Below are 22,740 nucleotides of genomic sequence, written 5' to 3' on the forward strand. Positions count from 1 at the left end.
TGTAGGAAAGCACAGGGTTTATGCAGATGGTGTTAGATAATATAGGGCAGCAGTATTTAATTTAGGCAAAAAATGAAATTAACCAGTAAAATATTATTAGTTATTATATCGGTAATGCAGGCCTTTATAGCTAGTGCTTATAGTGACGATAGGGTTTTTGATTGGATGAATGCAGATATAATGTCTTTTTCTCCTTCTCCAAGGTGTATTGAAGTTCCAGCTTTTTCAAGTGTGAATCAATCGCATAAGAACCTTAATGTTGAAAATCCGGATGTATGGATGCCAGCAGGTGTACATGTTGACCAGGATAAAATGCTTTCAATGTCTTGGAATACTAAGGGAGTTTCACCACGACCGCAAAAGTATCGTGTGTTATACAGAATTGATCCTAGATTTAACCAACCTCAGATTTTTATTCAAAAATATGATTATGTAGAGCAAAAGTATATAACCGATTTTAATAATTATAGATCCAAGATTTTACCTTATTACCAGCGGAATTATGTGTTTTCTGCTACGCGGTTTGGTGATTTTAATGATTACTTTAATTTTGTTGGTAGACAGAAAATCACAGTACAAAAAAATGATGTAATTAATATTACACTTGATGCTAATGGCAATTTTTTTGGTTCAGATGGTGATATGCAGGGAGGGCTTGGAAATGATGGAAATCCTATTAGTATTTTTACTGATAGCTCTTCGGCAGTCCTTCGAAATAAGGTGATGTTTGCTTTGCCTAGTAGATGGTGCTCAGATATTATCACTCCTACTGCTACTGATTATGCTAGCCGTTGTCTACCAGTACCCGGGAAATACCTTAATCTGGGAGATCAGATACCTCAGTTAGTAGGGAAAGTTTCGGACAGCTATTTTACTTCCAAGATTAACTCTATTCCTTCATGTCCTGATAATGCTGATGGAGCAGATAATCCTGTATGTTTTTATGATAAGGGAAGGGGATTTAAAGTTGATATTGGAGGAGTGACTATTAAGGATTCTCAGCAGAAATTTGTTTATTCCTCATTTAGTGGTAAATACTTTCTATATCATTATTCTGATTCTGATGGCGACCTAAATTTTACAACTCCGTGGCCGATTACTGGGATGTACGGTAATAATTTTCTTCAACAGATGATTCAATGGACAGATTTTGATACCAGTAGCGTAGATATATTTAACTATATTAACCTATTTATTTATCTGAATGCTAATATCTTAACTCCTGTTAATTTTTTTTATTTCGGTGGGTATTCCATGGAAATTGAAATTGGACAGGCAAATGCTGTGATAAGCCCGGATGATTTAAGAAATTTAAAAGTTGAGTATTATATTGCGGAATCAGGCGCTCCTGAGAGTACTACTATAGGTAATGATTTACAGCAGAATTTCAAAGGGAATGCTTATACATCTGGTTGGTTGTGGTTAAAGGTTTCAGGAGTTCCTAACCTCTCAGGAAATATAAATGTTAATATAGCAAATTATACGGGATCTACATGGTTTTCTAGTGTAGTTTACGGTGATTTGGTTTCTCCTCTGAGAGATAAATATAATGAATTAAGTCGTATAATTTATGAAAAATTGGTGAGTAATCCAACTTTGCAGGCTATCGCAAAAAGCTGCCTTGTAATATATATAATAATATATGGCCTGGCTTTCCTAGCAGGTGCAGTTCAAATTACTGTAACTGATATAGTTATAAGAGTGTTAAAGGTGGGATTAATAGTAGCATTATTTAGCGAAACCAGCTGGTCGTTTTTTAATGATAATTTATTTAAAATTTTTGTTTCTGGAAGTGATTACCTGCTCACTACAGTTGTCGGTGTTACAAGTACTGTAGGTAATGTATTTGGATTTATAGATCCTATTTTTGATAGATATGGTAATGGTGATGTATGGGCTTTACTTGCCATTCAGCTATTACAAATACATAACGGCTTGGCCTTTTTTGCATGCTTAGCTATTTATTCAATGTTAATTTATCTTAGGGCAGTGCTAGAGGTAATTATAAGCTATTGCCTTGCCTTTTTAGGGCTGGCAGTAATGATATCGCTTGCACCGTTTTTTATAATACTAATCCTTTTTGAACAAACAAGAAGCCTTTTTGATAATTGGCTTTCGACTTTATTTAGTTACATGCTGCAACCTACTGTGTTATTAGTATTTTTTCTCCTTATAGACCAGTTAATGGGTGAATATATAACGGGTGTGGTAGTTAAAGCTTGTTGGGGAGTTTTAATCCCGCTTAAAATTTCTATCGATCTGCATAATATTGGTATACCAATTAGTTTTTCATTTTCATTACCGTTTTTATCTGGTATTCCCTTCTATATTCCGGTGGTAAGCGATATTGGCTCAATTGATGATTTTTTCAATGCTAAGGGAACTTTTGTAAGAGTCGCAACCTCTGGGTTTATATTTTTTATATATTGTAAACTATCAGCCGGTTTAATAGATTATATAACAATTATTACTAATTCCTTGACTGGTGTAACTCCAGCTAGACAAGAAGGGGAATTGCAGGATGTAAAAAGTGCGAATCCTGTACATAACATAATGGGCGATATTCAAAAAGTTACAAGCCCTGTTACTTCTGTTCCACGGAAAGTTGCTAGTTTTGCAAAAGAGAAATTTATTGATCAAAAAATAACTCATCGTGAAAAAGGCAAGGTGGATGACCCTGATTATAGCGGAATTAAGAAAAGTTCCTCTAGCGGGGATATAGATGATAGTAGCCCTAAACCAGAAATACCTAGAGGAAAGGGGGGGGGGGCAAATGAATAATCAAGATGTTGCACAATTTTATTTCAAGGAAATTAATAATTTGGATAGATTCAATGAATAGGATTTGGTCATTTTTGGTATTATTATTCTGCCTTTCAGCCTGTAGCGGTGACCGCTGCATTGAGGCTGACGATTTCGGATTCGTTAATTTGACGGTATCTGCAAGGTACACTAAAGAGGAAATGTCCAATCAGTCGGGTATAGCGCAAATTGCTCCATGGAGACTTTCAAATTATAAAGTTGACGGTAGGCCTCTGGTAATTTTAGTTAGAGGATGGACGCAAGGAGTAGATAGAAACAACAGCTCTGAGCTTTCGGCCTGGTGTGCGTGGTATGGTCAGGCCGATAACACTGCTACCTTATCCACATTTTGCCAAAGACTTCGGGAATGTACATTTATAGACGGTACTATGTGTACTAATACTAAAGATGCACAAATTACAAATGCTCCGTGTATTTTTAAAAATGGTGTAGGGTTATATGCACTTATTGCCAGGAAAGGTACGAATCCTAATCAGACTTTTTCAAGTCAGAAAAATCCTCAAGGGCTTACTTTTCATTTAGGCGAGAAACCGGTAGGGTATGAAATGCTTGATGTTGATAAGAATGGCAATACTCGTACTGCTGGCGGTATCCTCTATAACTATCAGGATGCAAGCAGAAGTCAAAGTGATTTAAAACAACAATATGCAAACAGTGATTTATATTTTAAGATCTTAGATAATTTTTATGATGATAATAGCGGGCAATATCGGGTTAGTATAAAATCCGGTATTACCGATACGAGTCCTGATCCTATAACTTATGTCACGAATCTAGTTAAAAACTTTCTTTTTGGAGTAAATGGCGATTACGGTTTAATCCGAAATATCTACATGGGTATAGTTAATAACCCTGGCTATAGAATGGCCGTTTCTGCTTTGTTGTCGCTTTATATTATGTGGACGGCTCTTAGTTATCTGGTTGGGAATGTCCAAGTAACCCATACTGAATTAATAGTCAGGGTAATGAAAATTGCAGTGGTTTCAGCATTGCTTAGTTCAGAATATAGTTGGACATTTTTTAATGATTATTTATTTGTCTGGTTTGTTGGCGGGGTAGACCAAATTCTAAAAATGATAACAGAAGCTGGAGCTACAGGACCTGGATCACCAGGAATACTTGGTATGATGCTTGCTCCTCAAACTTTATCTAAATTGTTTTCTTTATTATTTGTAGATTGGATGGGTTTTATATATATTATACTATTCTTCTTTGCTTTATATTTCTTAATTATTATATTTTTCGATGCTGCTGTTATTTATCTTACAGCCTTAATTGCAATCGGGATGATAATAACCATGGGCCCGATATTTATTTGCTTTTTACTATTTGGCATTACACGGTCCTTATTTGAAAACTGGTTAAGGCAGCTTATCTCTTACGCTATTCAACCGATTATCTTATTTACGGGACTTGTGTTCATCTCCATGATTTTACGCCAGGAAATATATGGATCTCTCGGTTTTAGAATCTGTAAACACACTTTTCCTAAAATGAATAATGATGGAGCTGAAGTAATTAGTGATTTTACTAAGGAGAATTTAGGTTTTGATTTAGGGGATTCGATTTTTTACTGGTGGTTTCCTGAGCCGATGAAAGGCGAGCAATTTACCAGAGTTAAACGTAATATACCGATTCCAATAGATCATTTTCAATCTGGGGATAATGTTATAACCGGAGCAGATGATGGATCTTTCTGTGAAGCTTATGCTTGTATAGGTGCAAGATATGTAGATTTACCGTTCCTCGATCCTGATAGAGACCTACGGAGGATTAATCAGTTCTGGAATGGAAAATTTGTCCAGCTTGATGGTATGTTGTTAATTTTTGTGGCTATTTATCTACTGGATAAATTTAACGGTATTGCAGTCTCTATTGCTAAATTTATTTCAAATACTTCGGGAAATCTTACTAGAATGGCTAATGTTAACAAACATGCTTCAGCCGGTATACGATCAGCAATGGATAAGTATGTTACGTCGCCAATAAAAGGCAGATTGGCGCAAACAAAAGTCGGGCGGGCAATAAGTGGCATTAGAGAAGTGGCTGCTGCAAAATTAAACGAAATAAAAGAAATCCCGTCTAGATGGGTAGATAATAAAAGAATTGCATTGTTAAAACAGGAAGCCTTGTCGGGTAATATAAACATGGCAGTAGCAGCTGAAGCAAAAAAATTATCCGGCCTTGATTACAGGAATGTAAAGAAGGGTGCTATTGGTAAATATACTAATGTTTTAAAAGAGAAGCTTAAAGAGATAGGCCACCCAGCACTTACTGACGAACAAGCCAGTAAAATTGCTGCTGAAATGTCTCATAAAAAGTCCAGTGAGCTCCAAAATGAATTTGCTAAGGCTCAATATGGTAAGGATTTTGCCAAGTTAAATGATCAGGAGCAACAGTCGATTAAAGATCTTGTTAATAGTAAATATCAGAATAAGTCGGTAGAAGAACTGGCTAAGGAAAAATATGGTAAAAAATATAGAAACTTAAGTGCGGCGGAGCAAAAATTAATAGATGATTTTGCTAGAGCAGAAACCAATAAGAAATCCTTGCGGGAGCTAGCAGATGACGCTGATTATTCAAGGAAATATGCAGAAGCTTATGTTGATGCCTATCAGGCTTTATCAGAAAGAGGGGTAGGGCTTCTTGGTAAACATAATTCTACCTTTAGGTCGCTAAAAGAGCTGCAACATAAAGTTAAAACTAAACAGAACCTTGAAAAAGATAAGCAGAAACAGCTTGGGGAAGAACTGTATGCGGGATACCAAAATTTAAAACATGAGGCGTATAGAAAAGTTGTAGGAGAGAGTGATAATGAAACCCTGAAAGCTATTGGTAATACTTTTGCCGGCGGTGCATGGAATAATATTAATATGAATAAAGACGCTGAAAATTACCGCTTGCAGACATATAATGAAATGCTGGCCGATAGAGCAAGAGAACAAGAGTATAAACCAGTGGCAATGAAAATAGATAGTTTAAGCAAGATTAAAGGAGAAAGTGTAGTATCGCCGGAATTTATTGCCAGAGCTAAAGTTAAAGTCGGTGGTGATTCAAATCTAGAGGTATATAGAGAACTAGCCCAGCAAGAAATACAGCATAAAGTTTATCAGGAGCTAATCAAAGCCGACAAAGATGATCCAAATCCTGTACTTAAGGGTGAGAAATACATGAGAGAATATGCTAAAGATTCCGAAATGGTTAGTATGATTGATAAAGCAGAACGCCTTAAAACACATATACTCGAGGAAGATCCTTTCGTAGCACGGGAAAGCCTTCACCAAACCATAGTTAAGGAAGCAGAAGAAAATATCAGACATAATACCCAGATTCTGGAAGACCATTTTGGTATGAGAGATATACCACCGCAGGATTTGCCGGTTTTACTTGAGGAATACTATCAAACCAAGATTGCTGAATTAGAAGTTGCTAAAGAACAGGGAATAGGACCACGAAGAGATGAAGATGCAATAATAGTAGTACCAAAAGATGAAGTATTAAAACTACAAAAATCATTAAGGGATTTTGAAGATAGTGAGAGGGTTCTAGAAGAGATCAGTCGAAGAAAAATGGATATTATAAGTGAAGTAGACAAACACGTATCCGGTATTAATGAACATAGGAAAGAAGCCGGTATGCAGGAATATATTCCTATTAAGACTACGCAGGTAGGTCTAAGGTCAGCCAGGACAATTGAAGATTTAAGAAGAAGATAAAGGGAAAAAATAGGGGCTGAAATAAGCCCCTTGAAAGCTTAAAGTTAAGAGGCTAAAGAATAGTACACCACACATTATTATTTTCCGGGTTGTGTTCATCTACCGTACAACAACAACCACAACAGACAACATCACAACATTTATCTAGCTGGGCAGCAAATTCAGGATCTCGTGGAGCTGGACGAACCGTGCCATATGAAGCTTGATCTTCTGCTCTTGCCTTTTCCATGGCGTCATAATAGTTCTCGTTTTTAGCACGATTATGGAACTGCTTTTCTACCTCACGTTGTTTGGCCATAATAAACACCTTTATTAAAGTTAATAAAACTAAATTTGATTTAATTAATATATGTATAATTTAATTATTAGTTAATTTAACGGGGATTTGCAAATATAATATTTTCTTTTTAGGAAAAATTTATCAGTATTAGTACAATAAATAGTTGCAATACAAGCTAAATAGCTGTTTTAATTGAGAGATGCTTATAAAATAATCATGATTATTTAATGAAACCAACAGAACAACGAAGTCTTACAAAAGAGCAGAAAGAAGCAGTAGGGTTATTATCTATAGGCACGTTTCTCGAGTGCTTTGACCTCATGTTATTTGTTCATATGGCGGTATTGCTTAATGACTTGTTTTTTCCTAAAACTGACCCTTTTACCGCTTCTTTACTTGCTGCATTTGCATTTTGTTCTACATACTTGCTAAGGCCCATTGGGGCTTTAATATTTGGCTATATTGGTGATAACATAGGACGTAAACATACAGTTATAATTACAACACTGATGATGTCTGGTTCTTGTGTAGTTATGTCAGTGCTCCCAACCTATGCTGAAATAGGTATAACAGCCTCTTATACTATTATAATTTGTAGAATTATCCAAGGTATGTCTAGTATGGGGGAAATTATTGGAGCACAAGTATATCTCTCTGAAATAGTTAAACGTCCTATACAATATGCAGCCGTTTCTTTTGCATCAAACTTTAGTGCTGTAGGTTCGATGGCGGCTTTAGGAGTTGCAAGTTTAGCCACTTCATCGATTACTTCTTTTAATTGGCGATTTGCTTTTTTAATCGGTGCAGGTATAGCTCTTATTGGGTCATATGCAAGAAAAGCGCTTAGAGAAACCCCAGAATTTGCAGATGCGAGAAAAAGATTAATTTTAACTAAAGGAAACAACCACTATAAGGATATTAATATAAAAACTGTTCTATTAACCCACCAATTAAATACCCGACATAACTATTGCCAAGAAGGAAGGAATTTGTATAATGCAATAATGTCAAAAAGTGAAGATTTTAGGAAATTATCAATAAGCGCACAAGCGTCGATGAGAAAGATTGCTCTAAAACTAGTAAAAAGAGGAGAGAGTCAATCGTCGGTAGGTGAATTAATAGGAGTGAGTCGCCAGACAGTAAATGAATGGGTAAGGAGGGAAAAGAGAGGCGACAAGTACGCAATTAGTGGGAAGTTAAGAGGTAGAAAGATAGGAGAGAAAAGGCTTATAACCGAAGATCAAAGTAAAATAATACAAGGGTACGTAAATATCTCTAGACCAGAAGATCACAATATCAAATCAGCATTATGGTCAAGAAAATCAGTTAATGCACTCATCAAAAAACATTGTGGATTTTTTCTTCCCCTAAGTACAATAGGCGAATATTTAAGAAGATGGGGGTATACTGCACAAAAGCCAAAGAAGTTAGCATATGAGCAGCAACCCAAAAGGGTTCAATTTTGGTTAGATGAAGAATATCCGTCAATAGCCAAGCAAGCAGAATATGAAAAGGCAGAAATACATTGGTGCGACGAAGTAGGGATAAAACAAGAGTGTCAGGTATTACAAAGCTATTCTTTAAAAGGAAAAACCCCTGTTGTGATTCATAAATCGAAGAGATTTAGTATAAACATGATATCCACTGTTACAAATAACGGTAAGCTAAGGTTTATGCTGTACGAAGAGACACTAAAAACAAATGTATTTATAGAATTTTTACGGAGGTTGGTAAAATACTCCAAGAAAAAAATCTTCTTAATCCTAGATAATCTCAAGGTTCATCATAGCAAAAAAGTACAAATATGGACTCGGAAACATAAAAAGAAAATTTCTTTATTTTTTCTGCCTCCGTATACTCCGCAACATAATCCGGATGAATATTTAAACAACGATTTAAAAAGAAATGTAAATAGGAAACATATACCTCTTACAAAATCTGAACTCCAAGGGAATTTAAAATCTTACCTAAGGACTCTGCAAAATAACCCAGAACATATCAAAAGATTATTTCAGGCGAAAGAAGTAAAATATGCCGCCTAAGTCGGGTATTTAGTTGGTGGGTTAATAGCTTACTTTGCGATAGAATGTGCATATCCTGTTTGGTTTTATATATTATACGTATATCTTGGGCAGGTGCTAAAGGATAAGTTTGAACTTACACCTCACCAAGTTATCACCAATAACCTCTATGTTTCAATAGTAGGATGCATTGCTACTTTTGTTATTGTTTATATAGTACGTACTGTACATCCGTTTAAAATATTAAACATAAGGCTAGTTGCATCATTTGTATTAGGAGTAGGGTTTTTATTATTAGATGCAATGGATTCTCCTATACAAATCATGGTTTTTCAAATGTGTATTGCTGCATTTAAAGTTACTAGCTTTCCAGCTATGTCTGTTTTCTTTAAACATTTCCCTACATTACATCGTTTTAAATGTAGCAGTATGGTTTATGCAATGTCACGTACAGTAATGTCTGTTATTACTACATTTGGCATGATATACTTAGTCAGAGACTATGGTTATCCTGGAATCTGTATTATATTATTTCCAATACTTATTGGTTACGCCATTGCTCTTAATTATTTTCAAAAGTTGGAGAAGGGAGACGATAATCATCAAAAACTAAAAACCGATGATACTTCTTATAATAAAAATCATAATCCTGTTTAGTAGCTATAATTTTATATGAACTCATATAAATATACTCTTCTAAACTGATATCATCAAATTCAGTAGATATGATAGCCACATATTTTAAGGTTTCTTCAGCTATCTTTTTCTGCTTTTCAGTTTTTATGCTTTCTATAGTTTGAATATTATGCAACCTATCAAATAGCTTTATTAATAAAACTTCCTTATCCTTTTTATGGTAGGCATTATTAATTATTTCTTCTACACTTAATTTTGTCCCATCTGGTCTATCACGAGTAAGTCTATCAACCATTTCTGCTATTCTTTTCCCAAAACCATCCTGTATTATTTCTACGGTAATTTCGCTGTCTTCAATAATATCATGCAATATGCTAGCTGCTATTACATCCGTTTTTAAATTGTAGTCGGATATCATATAAGCTACTTCTAACGGGTGAGAGTAATAGGAGAGTAGACCAGTGGAACTTCCCCACTAGTCTCTCGCAAAACGGTGCGTGAACCTCTCAATTCACACCGCTTCCATTAGGCAAACGTATCTATTATTCCTTTTTCCCAGTGTACAAATAAACTTGGATCTCTTTTAGCAATTTCTTTTAAAAGTTTTCCTGCTTTTGCTTTACTACCTTTAAACTTTTTATACTTACGCATAAGCCACTTAAGAATATTCGTATTAAAATGTCGCATCACTGATTTATATAGCTCTGTAACATGATATTTTCCGTAATATTCTATCCACCCTCGCAGGATTGGATTATATTTCTCAGCTATATCCTGTATACTAACGTCAGTTTTACGACTAACACTACTCTTGCGTATCTTTGCTCGCATTGATTTCTGTGCGTCTTTACTTACTGCAGGGTTAAAACTTACAAATATACTATTATCTTTGCTGTTTTTAACCTTTCGTCGCCTAAAGCTATATCCTAAAAACGTAAACTCTGTATTTGGATATTCACCCTTACGCTTATCATCTTTGCAATAAACAATCTTTGTCTTTTCTGGATGTAGCTCTAATCCACATTCTTTAAACCTTTGCTTCAGTGCTACTAACAGTTCTTGCATTTCTTGTTCGCTATCCCCGTGTACTAAACCATCATCAGCATACCTACACCATTTTAGTTGTCGGTATTGCCTGTTCATCCAATTGTCAAACACATAGTGTAAAAACAGGTTACTTAATATAGGACTAATCACCCCACCTTGCGGTGTGCCTTTTGTTCTGATACTTACCTCACCATTTGGTAATTCTATAGGTGCTTGTAACCATCTTTCTATATATAATAATACCCATTTGTTATCTGTGTGTTTTCTTACTGCTTTTAATAATAGTTCGTGTGGTATATTATCAAACAATCCTTTAATGTCGAACTCTAATATCCAATTACTCTTCCAGCATCGCTGACGAGTAATACCTATAGCTTCTAATGCTGATTTTCCAACTCTATAACCATAAGAATCTGGATAAAAATAAGGTTCTACTAAAGGTTCAAAAACTAACTTCACTACCATCTGTGCTATTCTGTCAGATATAGTTGGTACTCCCAAAATCCTTTCACCTCCAGTTTTCTTAGGTATTGCTACCGCCTTGACTGGTGGTGGAAAATAACTACCTGATGATAGCCTATTCCATAGTTTATAAAGATTGTCTTGTAAGCTTTCTTCAAAGCTTGTCAGAGTTTGCTGATCTACTCCAGCAGCACCATCCTTCGCTTTGACTAGTTTAAAAGCTTTCATTACTAGTTTCTTTGGAATGGTAAATGGTTTTGTTGCACTCAAAATTTCCTCCTTTTGCAAGTTGCATTTTAAATGTAACTACCTAACGCAATCCCTTCGCTCCACTCCCATTACAGAAGTTTCTTCACTACTACGAATTGCTCCGCCCTAGTTCCTTGCGTCGGTACTCTCATATTCAAGGTATCCACCTCTTATATTTCTCCCTTAACATCAAGGCGACTAGTTCCCATAGTTCCTTATAAAAGCCTATGATCAGACTCACGCTACCTTTACGCCGGACACCACTTGCACAGTAATCAGGTCTCTTGCAAATTGATCCTAGAAGGGAACCTCACTTCCAGTTTTGATGTCATATTGTAAGACTTACGACGCGTTGTCAGTAGTTCACGTTAGTTCGTCTTTCTGATCCACACCTGCCAAGTCTATTCTTGACTTTTCCTCAACGCTCACAACCATCACTCTTTATGACAGCTACTTGAGGTGGTTTGAAGCCTGCTCCTGAAAACCGACTCCGAAGGACCTACCTTCATCTTTTATAAAGCTTACAAGGATTTGTTACTTCCTCCTTGCTTCTCTATGGCACACAGGCTCGCCTGACTTCCTTTTTTGGTTACCATGATATTTCCTAGCGAAGTAAATAGCTTTGTCAATTAACTCAAAATCCAGCGCATTTTGAGTATCTAATGATTTAAGTTTTTCTGTTAATCTTAGTGAATATTTGCAGAGTGTGGAATAATCCATCATTTTAAGAATCAATTAATTCTATACTTATATAATAATCCCTTATTAGTTGAAATATAAGCAAATTATGAATAATTTATTAAATTATTTTCTTTAGTGCTACAGATTAAAAAATGGAACATCATTTAAGTAGGACAATACTTACTTCCCGGGTTTCATAGGTAAGGCAAAGTCTCGTATAAAAGATAAATTCACAGGTTTTTACTTTAGTGTAAGGAATAAAGGAATACTGCAAGAAAGAATTTTAAGTATTATCCCGTATAGTACTGTTTTTATTTAGAAGAAATTTTCAATTTTTTTCTGGGAGGAATAAAAAGTGATTCTGATTCATTAGCACCTTTTTGTTTATTCTGTTCCATAATACCAACATAATAAACTCCGTTTTTTACTAGACTTATTATGTTCCATCCGGATTCCATATCTTCTTTTACAGCTTCAAATTCAGGGCTATTATCAGTAAATGAGATAAATTTCTGTATCGGTTTTTTATGTACCATAAGTATTTAAAATTAATAATTTAACTTGTATTTAATTTTTGGTGGCAATAATAGGTAAACTATTGCAAAAAAGCAAATAAAATAATTTTCAACCTTATCCATAAGGAATTAGTAAATCTTATATCAATAAAATTAATTTTAACTTAAGATTTTAACCCTTGGTATTTTTTCTTAACCGTTTATATGTCCCTAACTATTGACAACATATTAGTCCTCTATTATGTTCGAGGTTTATTTATTTTAATGAAATAATATGATTGAATTTAAACCAAATAAATTAAAATTAAGCGCTTTGCAGTATGTACAATGCTATGAGAAAATGCTGCTTATTCGTCGTTTTGAAGAAAAGTGCGGTCAATTTTACGGCATGGGGTTAATAGGTGGTTTCTGTCATTTGTATATTGGTCAGGAAGCTGTAATTATGGGGTTTGAATTTGCTAAACAAAAAGGCGATAGTATGATTACTAGCTATCGCGATCATGCGCATATTATTATGTCTGGCATTGATCCGAAATTCGTGATGGCGGAACTTACCGGTAGAGCATCTGGTTGTTCTAAAGGTAAAGGCGGTTCAATGCACATGTTTGATATTCCAGGAAAATTTTATGGTGGTCATGGTATTGTCGGAGCGCAAGTGCCTATAGGAACAGGTCTTGCATTTGCTGAAAAGTATAATAATACTAAAAATATTTGCTATACTTTTCTAGGTGATGGAGCTGTAAATCAAGGGCAGGTTTATGAGGCCTTTAATATGGCTTCCTTGTGGAAATTGCCTGTTGTTTATGTTATTGAAAATAATGAATATTCAATGGGGACGGCAGTAAAGAGATCTACTTCCATGGGTGAATTATATAAAAAAGGCGAGTCATTTGGTATAGCTGGTATTCAAGTAAATGGTATGGATGTCGATGCTGTTTATAATGCTGCGGTTTTTGCCTCTGATTATGCAAGGTCTGGTGCTGGGCCAATAATTGTTGAAGTAAAGACATATAGATTTAGAGGGCATTCAATGTCTGATCCTGCGAAATATAGAACAAAAGAAGAGGTAGAACAGTATAAGGGTCGTGACCCATTAGTAGATGTTAGAAATATTATCGTAGATAATAAATATGCAAGCGAAGAAGATCTAAAAACTATAGAGAAAAAAGTTAAGTTGAAAATAGCGGAAGTGGAAGAGTTTGCTACATCAGAGCCTTTACCGGATGAAAGCGAGTTGTTTACAGATATATATAAATAAAGGGTGCATATATGGCAGAAATAACAGTTAGGGAAGCTCTGCAGCTGGCTATGAAAGAGGAAATGCAGAGAGACGAGAGAGTTTTTATTCTGGGTGAGGAGGTAGCAGAGTACCAGGGAGCATATAAGATAACGCAAGGTCTGCTTCAGGAGTTTGGGCCAAAGAGAGTAATAGATAGTCCAATTAGTGAACATGGATTTACAGGGCTAGCTATTGGAGCGGCTTTTGGAGGGCTTAGGCCGATAGTAGAGTTCATGACTTTTAATTTTGCGATGCAGGCTTTTGATCAAATAGTTAATTCTGCTGCTAAAACAAATTATATGTCTGGAGGACAACTTGGCTGCCCAATAGTTTTTAGAGGACCAAATGGAGCAGCTGCCCGTGTTGCTGCCCAGCATAGCCAGAATTTTGCCGCAATATATTCCCATATACCTGGGCTTAAGGTAATAGCTCCTTATAGTGCTGATGATGCAAAAGGGCTGTTAATAAGCGCTATCAGAGATGATAATCCGGTTATTTTTTTAGAAAATGAGATAATGTATGGTAGGAGTTTTGAGATACCAGATGTTATTGAGCCAATTCCTATTGGCAAAGCACGAATAGTAAAAGAAGGGGCTGATGTAACAATTTTGGCTTTTTCCCTGCAAGTTGGGATGGCAATCGAGGCGGCAAATATTTTAGCAGAAGAAAATATTGATGCCGAAATAATAGATTTAAGAACGATAAAACCGCTTGATATTGAAACTATATTAGAATCAGTTCGCAAGACGAATCGGTTAATATCTGTGGAAGAAGGGTGGTTTTTTGCTGGAATCGGCGCAACTATTAGTTCTATAGTAATAAGAGAAGCTTTTGATTATTTAGATGCTGCTCCAGAGGTTGTATCGGGAAAAGACGTACCATTACCTTATGCCGAGAATCTTGAGAAGATGTCATTGCCGACGGTAGAAGAGATAATAGCAGCTGCCAAAAGAGCATGTTACAGGTAATTTCCAGAATAATTTCGATAAAAGGTTCATATGCCAATAAAAATTTTAATGCCAGCACTATCGCCGACCATGACCGAGGGGAATCTTGCTAAATGGGTCAAAAAAGAGGGAGAAAAAATTTCTGCAGGTGAGGTAATTGCAGAAATCGAAACTGATAAAGCTACTATGGAAGTAGAAGCCGTAGATGAGGGGATCATCGCAAAGATCCTTATTCCAGAAGGAACAGAAGGTGTTCAGGTTAATTCGTTAATTGCTGTTCTGGTTGAAGGAGATGAAGGAGACGCTGATGTAGAGGCTTTTATTGCCAAATTTAGTACTTCCCCAAAACCGGTTGAACAAATTGCTGAAGAAAAAACCCAAGCACCTGCCGAGGCGAAACTAGCAAGCATTTCTGTCCCTAACGCTCCTGCTCAAGGTGTAAGTACGAATAAACGAATATTTGCGTCACCCCTAGCTAAAAGAATTGCCAGTATAGAAGGGATATCTTTGTCTAATATTGTTGGATCAGGTCCACATGGACGCATAATTAAAAATGATGTTTTATCTGCTGCTAAAAGTAGTAAAGGATCTATAAGGAGGGATAAAGAGGAATATTGTTTGGTTCCCAATAATAATATGCGCAAAGTGATCGCTAAAAGATTGCTTGAATCAAAACTTACCGTGCCTCATTTTTATCTTTCAATAGAATGTGTAATGGATTCGGTACTTAATGTACGGGCGCAGATCAATGCTAATTTTGAGAGTGATAAAGATAAAAGATTATCAGTAAATGATTTTATTATTTTAGCTTGCGGAAAAGCCTTAAAGGAAGTACCAGCAGCAAATGCTAGTTGGACTGATAGTGCGATTATGCTCTATAATAATGTTGATATTTCTGTAGCTGTAGCTATTGAAGGAGGGCTTATTACTCCGATTATTAAGAATGCCGATCAGAAAGATATCGTTAAAATTTCATCTGAAATGAAAGATCTAGCAAAAAGAGCGAGAGAAAATGCTCTTGCGCCTGAAGAATTTCAAGGCGGCGGGTTTAGTATTTCCAATTTAGGTATGTACGGAATTAAAAGCTTTAGTGCTATCGTTAATCCACCGCAGGGTTGTATCATGGCTGTAGGTATGAGCTCAAAGCGTCCGGTAATTATTGACGATAAAGTAGAAATACGAACTATTATGGATGTTACGCTTTCATGTGATCACAGAGTAGTTGATGGTGCAGTCGGGGCAGAATTTTTAGCAGCTTTTAAGAAATATATTGAAGCTCCGATTCTAATGTTTGTTTAATAAAAAATCTTTTACAGAGGGCCAGAATATATGGAAAAATTTGATGTGATAGTTATTGGTGGTGGTCCTGGCGGTTATGTTGCAGCTATTAGAGCATCTCAACTAGGTTTAAAAACGGCAGTTATTGAAAAAGAGCATCTTGGTGGTATTTGCCTTAATTGGGGGTGTATACCTACTAAAGCCTTATTAAAGTCGGCTGAATTATTACAGAAAATAAAACACGCAGAAGAATTTGGTATTATTACTGAAAAAGCAAATTTTGATATAAAGAAAATCGTTAATCGTTCACGTAGTATCTCAGCTAAATTAGTTGGAGGTATTAAGGGCTTGCTAAAGAAAAATAAAGTAACAATCTTTGAAGGAACTGCCAAAATCAGTAGTCCGAAATCAGTTCTAATTGAAGGAAAAGGCCAAAAAACTTCTTTAGAAGCAAAAAATATTATTATTGCAACTGGTGCTAGAGCAAGAATCCTAGATGGTTTTAAACCAGACGGCAAGAATATCTGGACTTATAGAGAGGCTTTAATACCGGAATCAGTCCCAAAATCTATGGTTATTGTTGGTTCAGGAGCTATAGGTATTGAATTTGCATCTTTTTATAATGCTCTTGGCGTTCAGGTGACTGTACTTGAAGCAGCCTCGCAAATTTTACCGATGGAAGATGAGGAAATATCAGCTATTGCAAAAAAATCTTTTGAAACAAAAGGGATAAAATTTTATACTGCTATTAAACTAGAAGGAAAGGAAATTAGCAATAACACCGTTAGAGTTGCATTTTTGCAAAATTATACTAAGATGTTGGTAGAAGCAGAAGTGTTATTGATGGCTGTCGGGATAACCGCTAATATCGAGGATTTAGGTCTAGAAAATACGAAGGTAAAACTTGATCGTGGTCATATAGCTACTAATGGTGTATGCCAAACAGCCGAGGCAAATATTTATGCAATCGGAGATGTCGCAGGAGCGCCATGGCTTGCTCATAAGGCAAGTCATGAGGGAATAATTGCAGTAGAGCATATTGCTGGTAAGAAGCCACATGAGCTAAATAAATTAAATATTCCCGGCTGTACTTATTCTACGCCCCAGATAGCAAGTGTTGGAATGACTGAAAAAGCTGCTCTCGCTGCTGGCTATAAATTAAAAATAGGTCGTTTTCCTTTTTATGCAAATGGCAAGGCTTTGATTTTAGGCGATAGCGAGGGTCTTATAAAAACGATTTTTGATGCTAAAACCGGTGAATTATTAGGAGCGCATCTGGTTGGCTCTGATGTGACAGAATTGATACATAGTTATGTAATTGCTAAATCTATGGAGGGGATAGAACTTGATTTTATTGAAGCAATTTTACCACATCCTACTCTTTCAGAGATGTTGCAGGAATCAGTTTTACAAGCATATAATAAACCAATTCATATATGATGTAATCTTTAATATTTTTTTATTAAAAGGGATAGGGGTATGACTGACGAGTTACGTTTACTGCAGATATTAAATGCAAGATTTTTGCATGATCTTTCCAGTTCTGTTGGTACCGTCTCTAATTGTTTAAGCTTAATTGATACACATAACAAAGATATTAGCAATAAAGCAAAGTTATTGGCTATTGAAGAATCTGGCAATTTGACAAAAAAGGTTAAAGTTTTTCGTGGGGTTTATGCTTCACCAGATGGTGATGCTCAAATGAGTGTTGTTTATTTGACCAAATTGTTTCAGGATTTTTACTCAAATAATAATAAGGTAGAACTAGATATAAAGTTTGAAACGGGAGTGCTATATTTAGAAAGCTTGCTTGCGAAAGCGTCTTTGTGTTTAGGTATGATTATTTCCGAAGCTAGTATAGGTGGCGGTAAACTGTCTTTCTTTTGCGGTAACGACACAAGTAATAATTTCACCAAAATAACTTTTAATAGTGAAGATTTGAAATTGAACGATGAAACTTGGGATATACTAACCGGTAGAAAGGATAGGGAAATTAATATTAAAAATTGCCGTGAATTTTACATCCGTAATTTATGTGAGAAAAGCGGATATAAAATTAGCGCCAATAAAAAAAGGAATAGCCTAGAGTGTAAGTTTCTTAAGGCTTGATATTTATCATCCATAAAGGTTTATAGCAGAGGAATTGGTATGGCTAGTTACAGAAAAGAAACCGATTCAATTGGTGAAATTGAGGTTAGTGAAGAAGTATATTGGGGAGCACAAACACAAAGATCTCTAAATAATTTCAAAATTGCAGATCAAAAAATGCCGAAAGAAATAATTAAGGCACTTGCAATCTTAAAAAGATGCGCAGCGTTAGTTAATTCTAAAATTGGTAAATTGGATTCTAAAATAGCAGAAGAAATAGTAAAAGCTGCCGATAGAATTATTACTGGCCAGCTCAGTGATAATTTTCCTTTGGTAGTTTGGCAAACCGGCTCTGGAACCCAGACTAATATGAATATGAACGAGGTTTTAGCCTCTATTGCTAATGAAAAACTAACCGGTAAAAGAGGTGGAAAGACACCGGTACATCCAAACGATCATGTCAATATGGGACAATCATCAAATGATTCTTTTCCAACGGCAATGCATATTGCGGCAGTTATTACTACTTATGAAAAACTACTTCCAGCTTTAACCAAATTACATCAAAGTCTTGCTGCAAAAGCAAAAGCATGGAGTAAAATAGTTAAAATAGGTAGAACCCATTTGCAAGACGCAACTCCTGTTACATTAGGACAAGAATTTTCCGGATATGCTGCCCAAGTCGAATATTCTTTAGAAAGAATAGAACAATCTTTGGCCGGAGTACATTATCTCGCACAAGGCGGTACGGCTGTTGGAACAGGAATTAATTGCCACGAAAGTTTTGCAGAGAAATTTGCTGAAGAAGTAGCAGAATATACTTCTTATAAATTCAAAACGGCAAAAAATAAGTTTGAAGCTTTAGCCTGTAATGATGCGTTAGTGGAATTTTCCGGCTCACTTAATACCCTTGCCGTGAGTATGATGAAAATAGCAAATGATATCAGGCTACTTGCTTCCGGGCCACGAAGTGGTATAGGCGAGCTTAATTTACCGGCGAATGAACCGGGTTCCTCAATTATGCCAGGTAAAGTAAATCCGACTCAGTGTGAGGCTATGACCATGGTAGCTGCCCAGGTAATGGGGAATCACGTAGCAGTTACGATTGGAGGATCTAATGGTCATTTAGAGCTAAATGTTTTTAAACCTCTTATAATTCAGAATGTACTCCATTCTATAAATTTACTGGCTGATGCAATTATCAGTTTTGTCGATCATTGTATAGAGGATATAGAGCCAAATCGTGATAGAATAAAGTATCTTATGGATCAGTCTTTGATGCTTGTAACTGCTCTAAACCCTCATATTGGTTATGACAAGGCTGCAATAATTGCTAAAAAAGCTTATAAAGAAGGTTTATCTCTCAAAGAAGCTGCTACACAGCTCAATTTTATTTCAGACCAGGATTTTGATAAATTTGTTGTTCCAGAGCATATGGTTGGTAAGATTTAAATCGCTAACTGTAGAGTTGTCTTTGAAGCACTTTCGTTGTTATACCTAAAACTGATATCTACTGCAAAATTTCCAATCTAAACCTAGCCTTGCGGTTGATCTAATTAGTCTCTCCGTCAAAACTCTCTACCCCTGAATTAGAAGGGGTTTCATGTTATAAATGGCTTACGAAATCCATAAGAAAATGTTATAATTAGCGCATAAAGCTTATGGATTTTAAAGTATATGCCTATAGAAAATATTAGTTTTTCTCAAAAACAAGAAAGATTATTTGGTGAAAAATTATCTATACAACTAAATCGCAAAAACAAATTATATAAACTGAGAGATTTGGTAAATTGGTCTGAACTTGAAGCGCTGGCATTAGCTAAGGTTGAAATCAAGCAATTCGGTAGAAATAAGAAGGATCATAGAGTAATGCTAGGACTATCAATGCTGCAAGCTATGTATAACGGTTCTGATTCGTTTACGGAGGAAGAATTAAAGGAAAATATATATTGGCAATATTTTTGCGGCTATGAGTATATGCAACAAGATATTGACGTATCGGAGGCGACTATACGTAGATTCCGCAATGCTCTGGGAGAGGAAGGATATAAAGAGATTCTAAAAGAGCTTTTGCGTATAGGACTGAAGGTCGGAGCACTCAAAAAAAAAGACTTGGAATCGGCGATTATAGATACGACTGTACAGATTAAGAATATCAAACATCCACATGACGTACATTTAATGGAGACCGCAAGAGCAAAAGTAGTAGATCTCTGTAAACGACTTGGTATTTCGCTTAACGAGACATACGCCAAGAGTTTTAAATATAAGACGATCAAGCTTTGGAAGTACAAGGAAGATAGTAAAGCAAGGCAACGTAGAAAAATAATGATAAGCTTAAAAGTCCGCTTAGGTAGGTTGATCCGTATATGCTGGAGAGGTATAGAAAAATCAAAATTAGAACTATCTGCTGAGGATAGCGCCATTTTTACGAGAGTTAAAAATATTCATGCCCAGTCTGTGCTTAAGAAAAAGGACAAGGATATTTATAAAAAAGAGCATAAGATAGTCTATAGCTTTCATGCTCCGGAGGTAGAGTGTATCGGCAAGGGTAAAATGAATAAACCTTACGAATTTGGTAACAAAGTCGGGATTGCAGTAAGCGGCCGAGGCAACTTTATTCTTGGGGTTAAATCTTTTCACGGTAACCCCTACGACGGACATACTTTAGATCAAACGGTATCGGAGCTGCGCAAGCTAAGTCCGGAGACTAGCAAAATTTTTGTAGATCTTGGTTACACCGGCCATAACTTCAAAGAAAAAGGCAAGGTTTTTACCGCCAAGACCAAGAAAGCTTTATCAACCGATGACAAAAAGATGCAAAAGCGGAGAAGTGCAATTGAACCGATAATAGGTCATCTAAAGAATTTTGGTCGTATGGGTAGAAACTACCTTAAGGGAATAATTGGAGATATCGTTAATCCGCTTATCTCTGCCGTTGGCTTGAATTTGCGTAGAATCACTAATATTCTCAAAGAATCCACCGCATAATAATTTTCCGAAAATCTTAATAATTTAAGCAATTAGCATTGCTCAAGAGAGAATCATGAGTAAATTGTGAATTTTTGCCATCATAGCACCTAAATTTTATATTTTTGGTAAAAAAATACCCCAAAAAAATAAAAATGCGATGATTGACTTTTAAAATTATTAAAACTACATCAAAAATTTAGAATTTTGACGGAAAGACTAATTAGTTTGATACAACTTACTTCTCTATTAAATTTTGAGCCTTTTAAGTATCTCTTCTCTACTTAAAAGAGGGAGTAAATTTTTTAATTCTGGCCCGTTATTCATACCGGTTAAAGCAAGCCTGAGGGGCATAAATAAATCCTTGCCTTTTTTTCCAGATTTTTCAGAAATTGATTTAGTCCAATTAGCCCACGTATTTTGATTAATAATTTCTGGTAAAGTTTCCGCAGCGATAATCAAAATATTGTGATCTGTAACTTCCACTTTTTTAGGATTTGTATAAATTTCCCACCAATCCTTAATATCGGATATTTTTTGTAAATTTGGCCTCACGGCACACCAGAATTTTTCATCTACCTGATCAAGATCTAGTTGATGAAGTCTTTCTTTAACATCTTGATATTCACAGTGAATAACTAATTTATGATTAAGAATTTCTAGCTCTTCAGGTAAATATGTTGTAGGGCTTTTTGAGTAAGTTGAAATATCAAATTTATCTAATAACTGTTGTAGGTTGTAGTTTGGTACTACATTGTTTGAAGAGCCAACTAATGCAAAAAAGCTATTTATAGCCATTGCTTCTAACCCTTTATTATCCCGAAGGTTTGCAATATCGAAACCTCCTTCCCGTTTTGAGATTTTATCATCTTTAGCTTTAACCAGGCTTAAATGCCCGAAATCCGGAGCTTTTGTTCCAAAAGCTTCGAACATTTGAATTTGAATAGCCGTATTACTGACATGATCTTCACCACGGATAATATGGGATATTTTATAATCAATATCGTCGATAGTAGAACACAACATATAAGTCATAGTACCATCGCCGCGGATGATAATAGGATCACTTAGGTTACTTCCCTGATAGTTTATGATTCCTTTTACCATATCGTGCCATTTTATCTCAGAATCCTGAACCATAAATCTATAATGTGGTTTTCTACCCATTTTTTCATAAGCGGCTATTTGATCCCGAGTCAGCTTTAAAGATGCCCTATCATATATAGGAGGTAACCCGCGAGATAACTGAAGTTTTCTTTTTATAGCTAATTCTTCGGGAGTTTCATAACATGGGTATAGCCTTCCGCTATGTAAGAGCTTTTCTTTAGCAATTAGATAATTATTTAACCTGCTATTCTGGTTAAAGCTTTCGTCCCATTCTAGGCCCAGCCATTTTAGGTCTCTAATAATTGCATTTTTATATTCTTCAGTACTTCTTGTAATATCGGTATCGTCGATTCGGAGGATAAATTTGCCATTATATTTGCGGGCATATAACCAGTTAATAAGAGCAGTACGTGCATTTCCTATATGTAAAAACCCAGTAGGGGAAGGGGCAAATCTAGTAATAACTTTTTTCATATAAAAATGGTTTTTTATTTATCCTTAATAATTTTAGCTGCTCTTAACCAGCGCCTTTTAAGTTGCTATATAGAAAAAGTGATAAAAATCTTAACTGTGCAGGCATCGTAATCTAGTTATATTACAACTGTCAATAAATAAATTTGATGCCTATTTTTATTTATCCT

15 protein-coding genes and 1 pseudogene are annotated in these 22,740 nt (G+C 35.6%); 10 read left to right on the top strand and 6 right to left on the bottom strand.

Annotation, left to right across the window (positions count from 1 at the left end):
• Positions 1 to 72 precede the first annotated feature (72 nt).
• Together N3Z16_RS08240 and N3Z16_RS08245 are read left to right on the top strand one after the other, a co-directional pair.
• Positions 73 to 2,781, top strand: a complete 2,709-nt coding sequence (locus N3Z16_RS08240) for a TrbL/VirB6 family protein (protein WP_282486132.1) — start codon at positions 73 to 75, stop codon at positions 2,779 to 2,781.
• 182 nt (positions 2,782 to 2,963) lie between these two features.
• Positions 2,964 to 6,539, top strand: coding sequence for a TrbL/VirB6 family protein (locus N3Z16_RS08245; protein ID WP_282486133.1), 3,576 nt, complete (start codon positions 2,964 to 2,966; stop codon positions 6,537 to 6,539).
• A gap of 52 nt (positions 6,540 to 6,591) precedes the next feature.
• Here the strand turns inward: N3Z16_RS08245 and N3Z16_RS08250 are convergent, their stop codons facing one another.
• Positions 6,592 to 6,837 carry a hypothetical protein gene (locus tag N3Z16_RS08250; RefSeq protein WP_282486134.1) on the bottom strand — a complete coding sequence of 82 codons (246 nt, stop codon included), beginning with the start codon at positions 6,835 to 6,837 and terminating at the stop codon, positions 6,592 to 6,594.
• A 209-nt stretch (positions 6,838 to 7,046) separates the two neighbouring features.
• Between N3Z16_RS08250 and N3Z16_RS11115 the strand changes: the two genes are divergently transcribed.
• The gene (locus N3Z16_RS11115) at positions 7,047 to 8,861 is read left to right on the top strand and encodes an IS630 family transposase (RefSeq protein WP_410519614.1); all 1,815 of its coding nucleotides are present in this window, start codon (positions 7,047 to 7,049) and stop codon (positions 8,859 to 8,861) included.
• A gap of 541 nt (positions 8,862 to 9,402) precedes the next feature.
• On the opposite strand, the pseudogene N3Z16_RS08265 reads toward N3Z16_RS11115, so the two are convergent.
• The 4 genes and pseudogenes from N3Z16_RS08265 to N3Z16_RS08280 all read right to left on the bottom strand — a co-directional run.
• Positions 9,403 to 9,915, bottom strand: a pseudogene (locus N3Z16_RS08265) (HD domain-containing protein); the annotation flags it as partial.
• 86 nt (positions 9,916 to 10,001) lie between these two features.
• A complete protein-coding gene (ltrA, locus tag N3Z16_RS08270; protein ID WP_282486135.1) occupies positions 10,002 to 11,255 on the bottom strand; it encodes a group II intron reverse transcriptase/maturase in 1,254 nt (417 codons plus the stop codon).
• A gap of 513 nt (positions 11,256 to 11,768) precedes the next feature.
• Positions 11,769 to 11,954: a hypothetical protein gene (locus N3Z16_RS08275; RefSeq protein WP_282486136.1), complete on the bottom strand. Its 186-nt coding sequence runs from the start codon at positions 11,952 to 11,954 to the stop codon at positions 11,769 to 11,771.
• Positions 11,955 to 12,226: 272 nt separating this feature from the next.
• Positions 12,227 to 12,451 (bottom strand): DUF2674 domain-containing protein, encoded by a 225-nt coding sequence (locus tag N3Z16_RS08280; RefSeq protein ID WP_223939432.1) that lies wholly within the window; start codon positions 12,449 to 12,451, stop codon positions 12,227 to 12,229.
• Positions 12,452 to 12,707: 256 nt separating this feature from the next.
• Between N3Z16_RS08280 and pdhA the strand changes: the two genes are divergently transcribed.
• The 7 genes from pdhA to N3Z16_RS08315 all read left to right on the top strand — a co-directional run bounded on the left by pdhA (position 12,708) and on the right by N3Z16_RS08315 (position 21,013).
• On the top strand, positions 12,708 to 13,688 hold the full coding sequence (gene pdhA, locus N3Z16_RS08285) for a pyruvate dehydrogenase (acetyl-transferring) E1 component subunit alpha (RefSeq protein WP_410519488.1): 981 nt from the start codon (positions 12,708 to 12,710) through the stop codon (positions 13,686 to 13,688).
• Positions 13,689 to 13,699: 11 nt separating this feature from the next.
• Complete coding sequence (locus N3Z16_RS08290; protein ID WP_223939430.1) at positions 13,700 to 14,677, top strand: pyruvate dehydrogenase complex E1 component subunit beta; 978 nt, start codon at positions 13,700 to 13,702, stop codon at positions 14,675 to 14,677.
• 30 nt (positions 14,678 to 14,707) lie between these two features.
• Positions 14,708 to 15,955, top strand: coding sequence for a pyruvate dehydrogenase complex dihydrolipoamide acetyltransferase (locus N3Z16_RS08295; RefSeq protein WP_223939429.1), 1,248 nt, complete (start codon positions 14,708 to 14,710; stop codon positions 15,953 to 15,955).
• 30 nt (positions 15,956 to 15,985) lie between these two features.
• Positions 15,986 to 17,374, top strand: coding sequence for a dihydrolipoyl dehydrogenase (lpdA, locus tag N3Z16_RS08300; protein ID WP_223939428.1), 1,389 nt, complete (start codon positions 15,986 to 15,988; stop codon positions 17,372 to 17,374).
• Positions 17,375 to 17,413: 39 nt separating this feature from the next.
• The gene (locus N3Z16_RS08305; RefSeq protein WP_282486137.1) at positions 17,414 to 18,043 is read left to right on the top strand and encodes a histidine phosphotransferase family protein; all 630 of its coding nucleotides are present in this window, start codon (positions 17,414 to 17,416) and stop codon (positions 18,041 to 18,043) included.
• 39 nt (positions 18,044 to 18,082) lie between these two features.
• Positions 18,083 to 19,474 (top strand): class II fumarate hydratase, encoded by a 1,392-nt coding sequence (gene fumC, locus N3Z16_RS08310; RefSeq protein WP_223939426.1) that lies wholly within the window; start codon positions 18,083 to 18,085, stop codon positions 19,472 to 19,474.
• Positions 19,475 to 19,699: 225 nt separating this feature from the next.
• Positions 19,700 to 21,013 (top strand): IS5 family transposase, encoded by a 1,314-nt coding sequence (locus N3Z16_RS08315; protein WP_282485558.1) that lies wholly within the window; start codon positions 19,700 to 19,702, stop codon positions 21,011 to 21,013.
• Between the two features lie 228 nt (positions 21,014 to 21,241).
• Here N3Z16_RS08315 and gltX read toward each other — a convergent pair whose 3' ends face one another.
• Positions 21,242 to 22,573 (bottom strand): glutamate--tRNA ligase, encoded by a 1,332-nt coding sequence (gltX, locus tag N3Z16_RS08320; protein WP_282486138.1) that lies wholly within the window; start codon positions 22,571 to 22,573, stop codon positions 21,242 to 21,244.
• Between the last annotated feature and the right edge of the window lie 167 nt (positions 22,574 to 22,740).

Source organism: Candidatus Megaera polyxenophila (assembly GCF_029982035.1).
Taxonomy (GTDB): Bacteria; Pseudomonadota; Alphaproteobacteria; order Rickettsiales; family Rickettsiaceae; genus Megaera; species Megaera polyxenophila.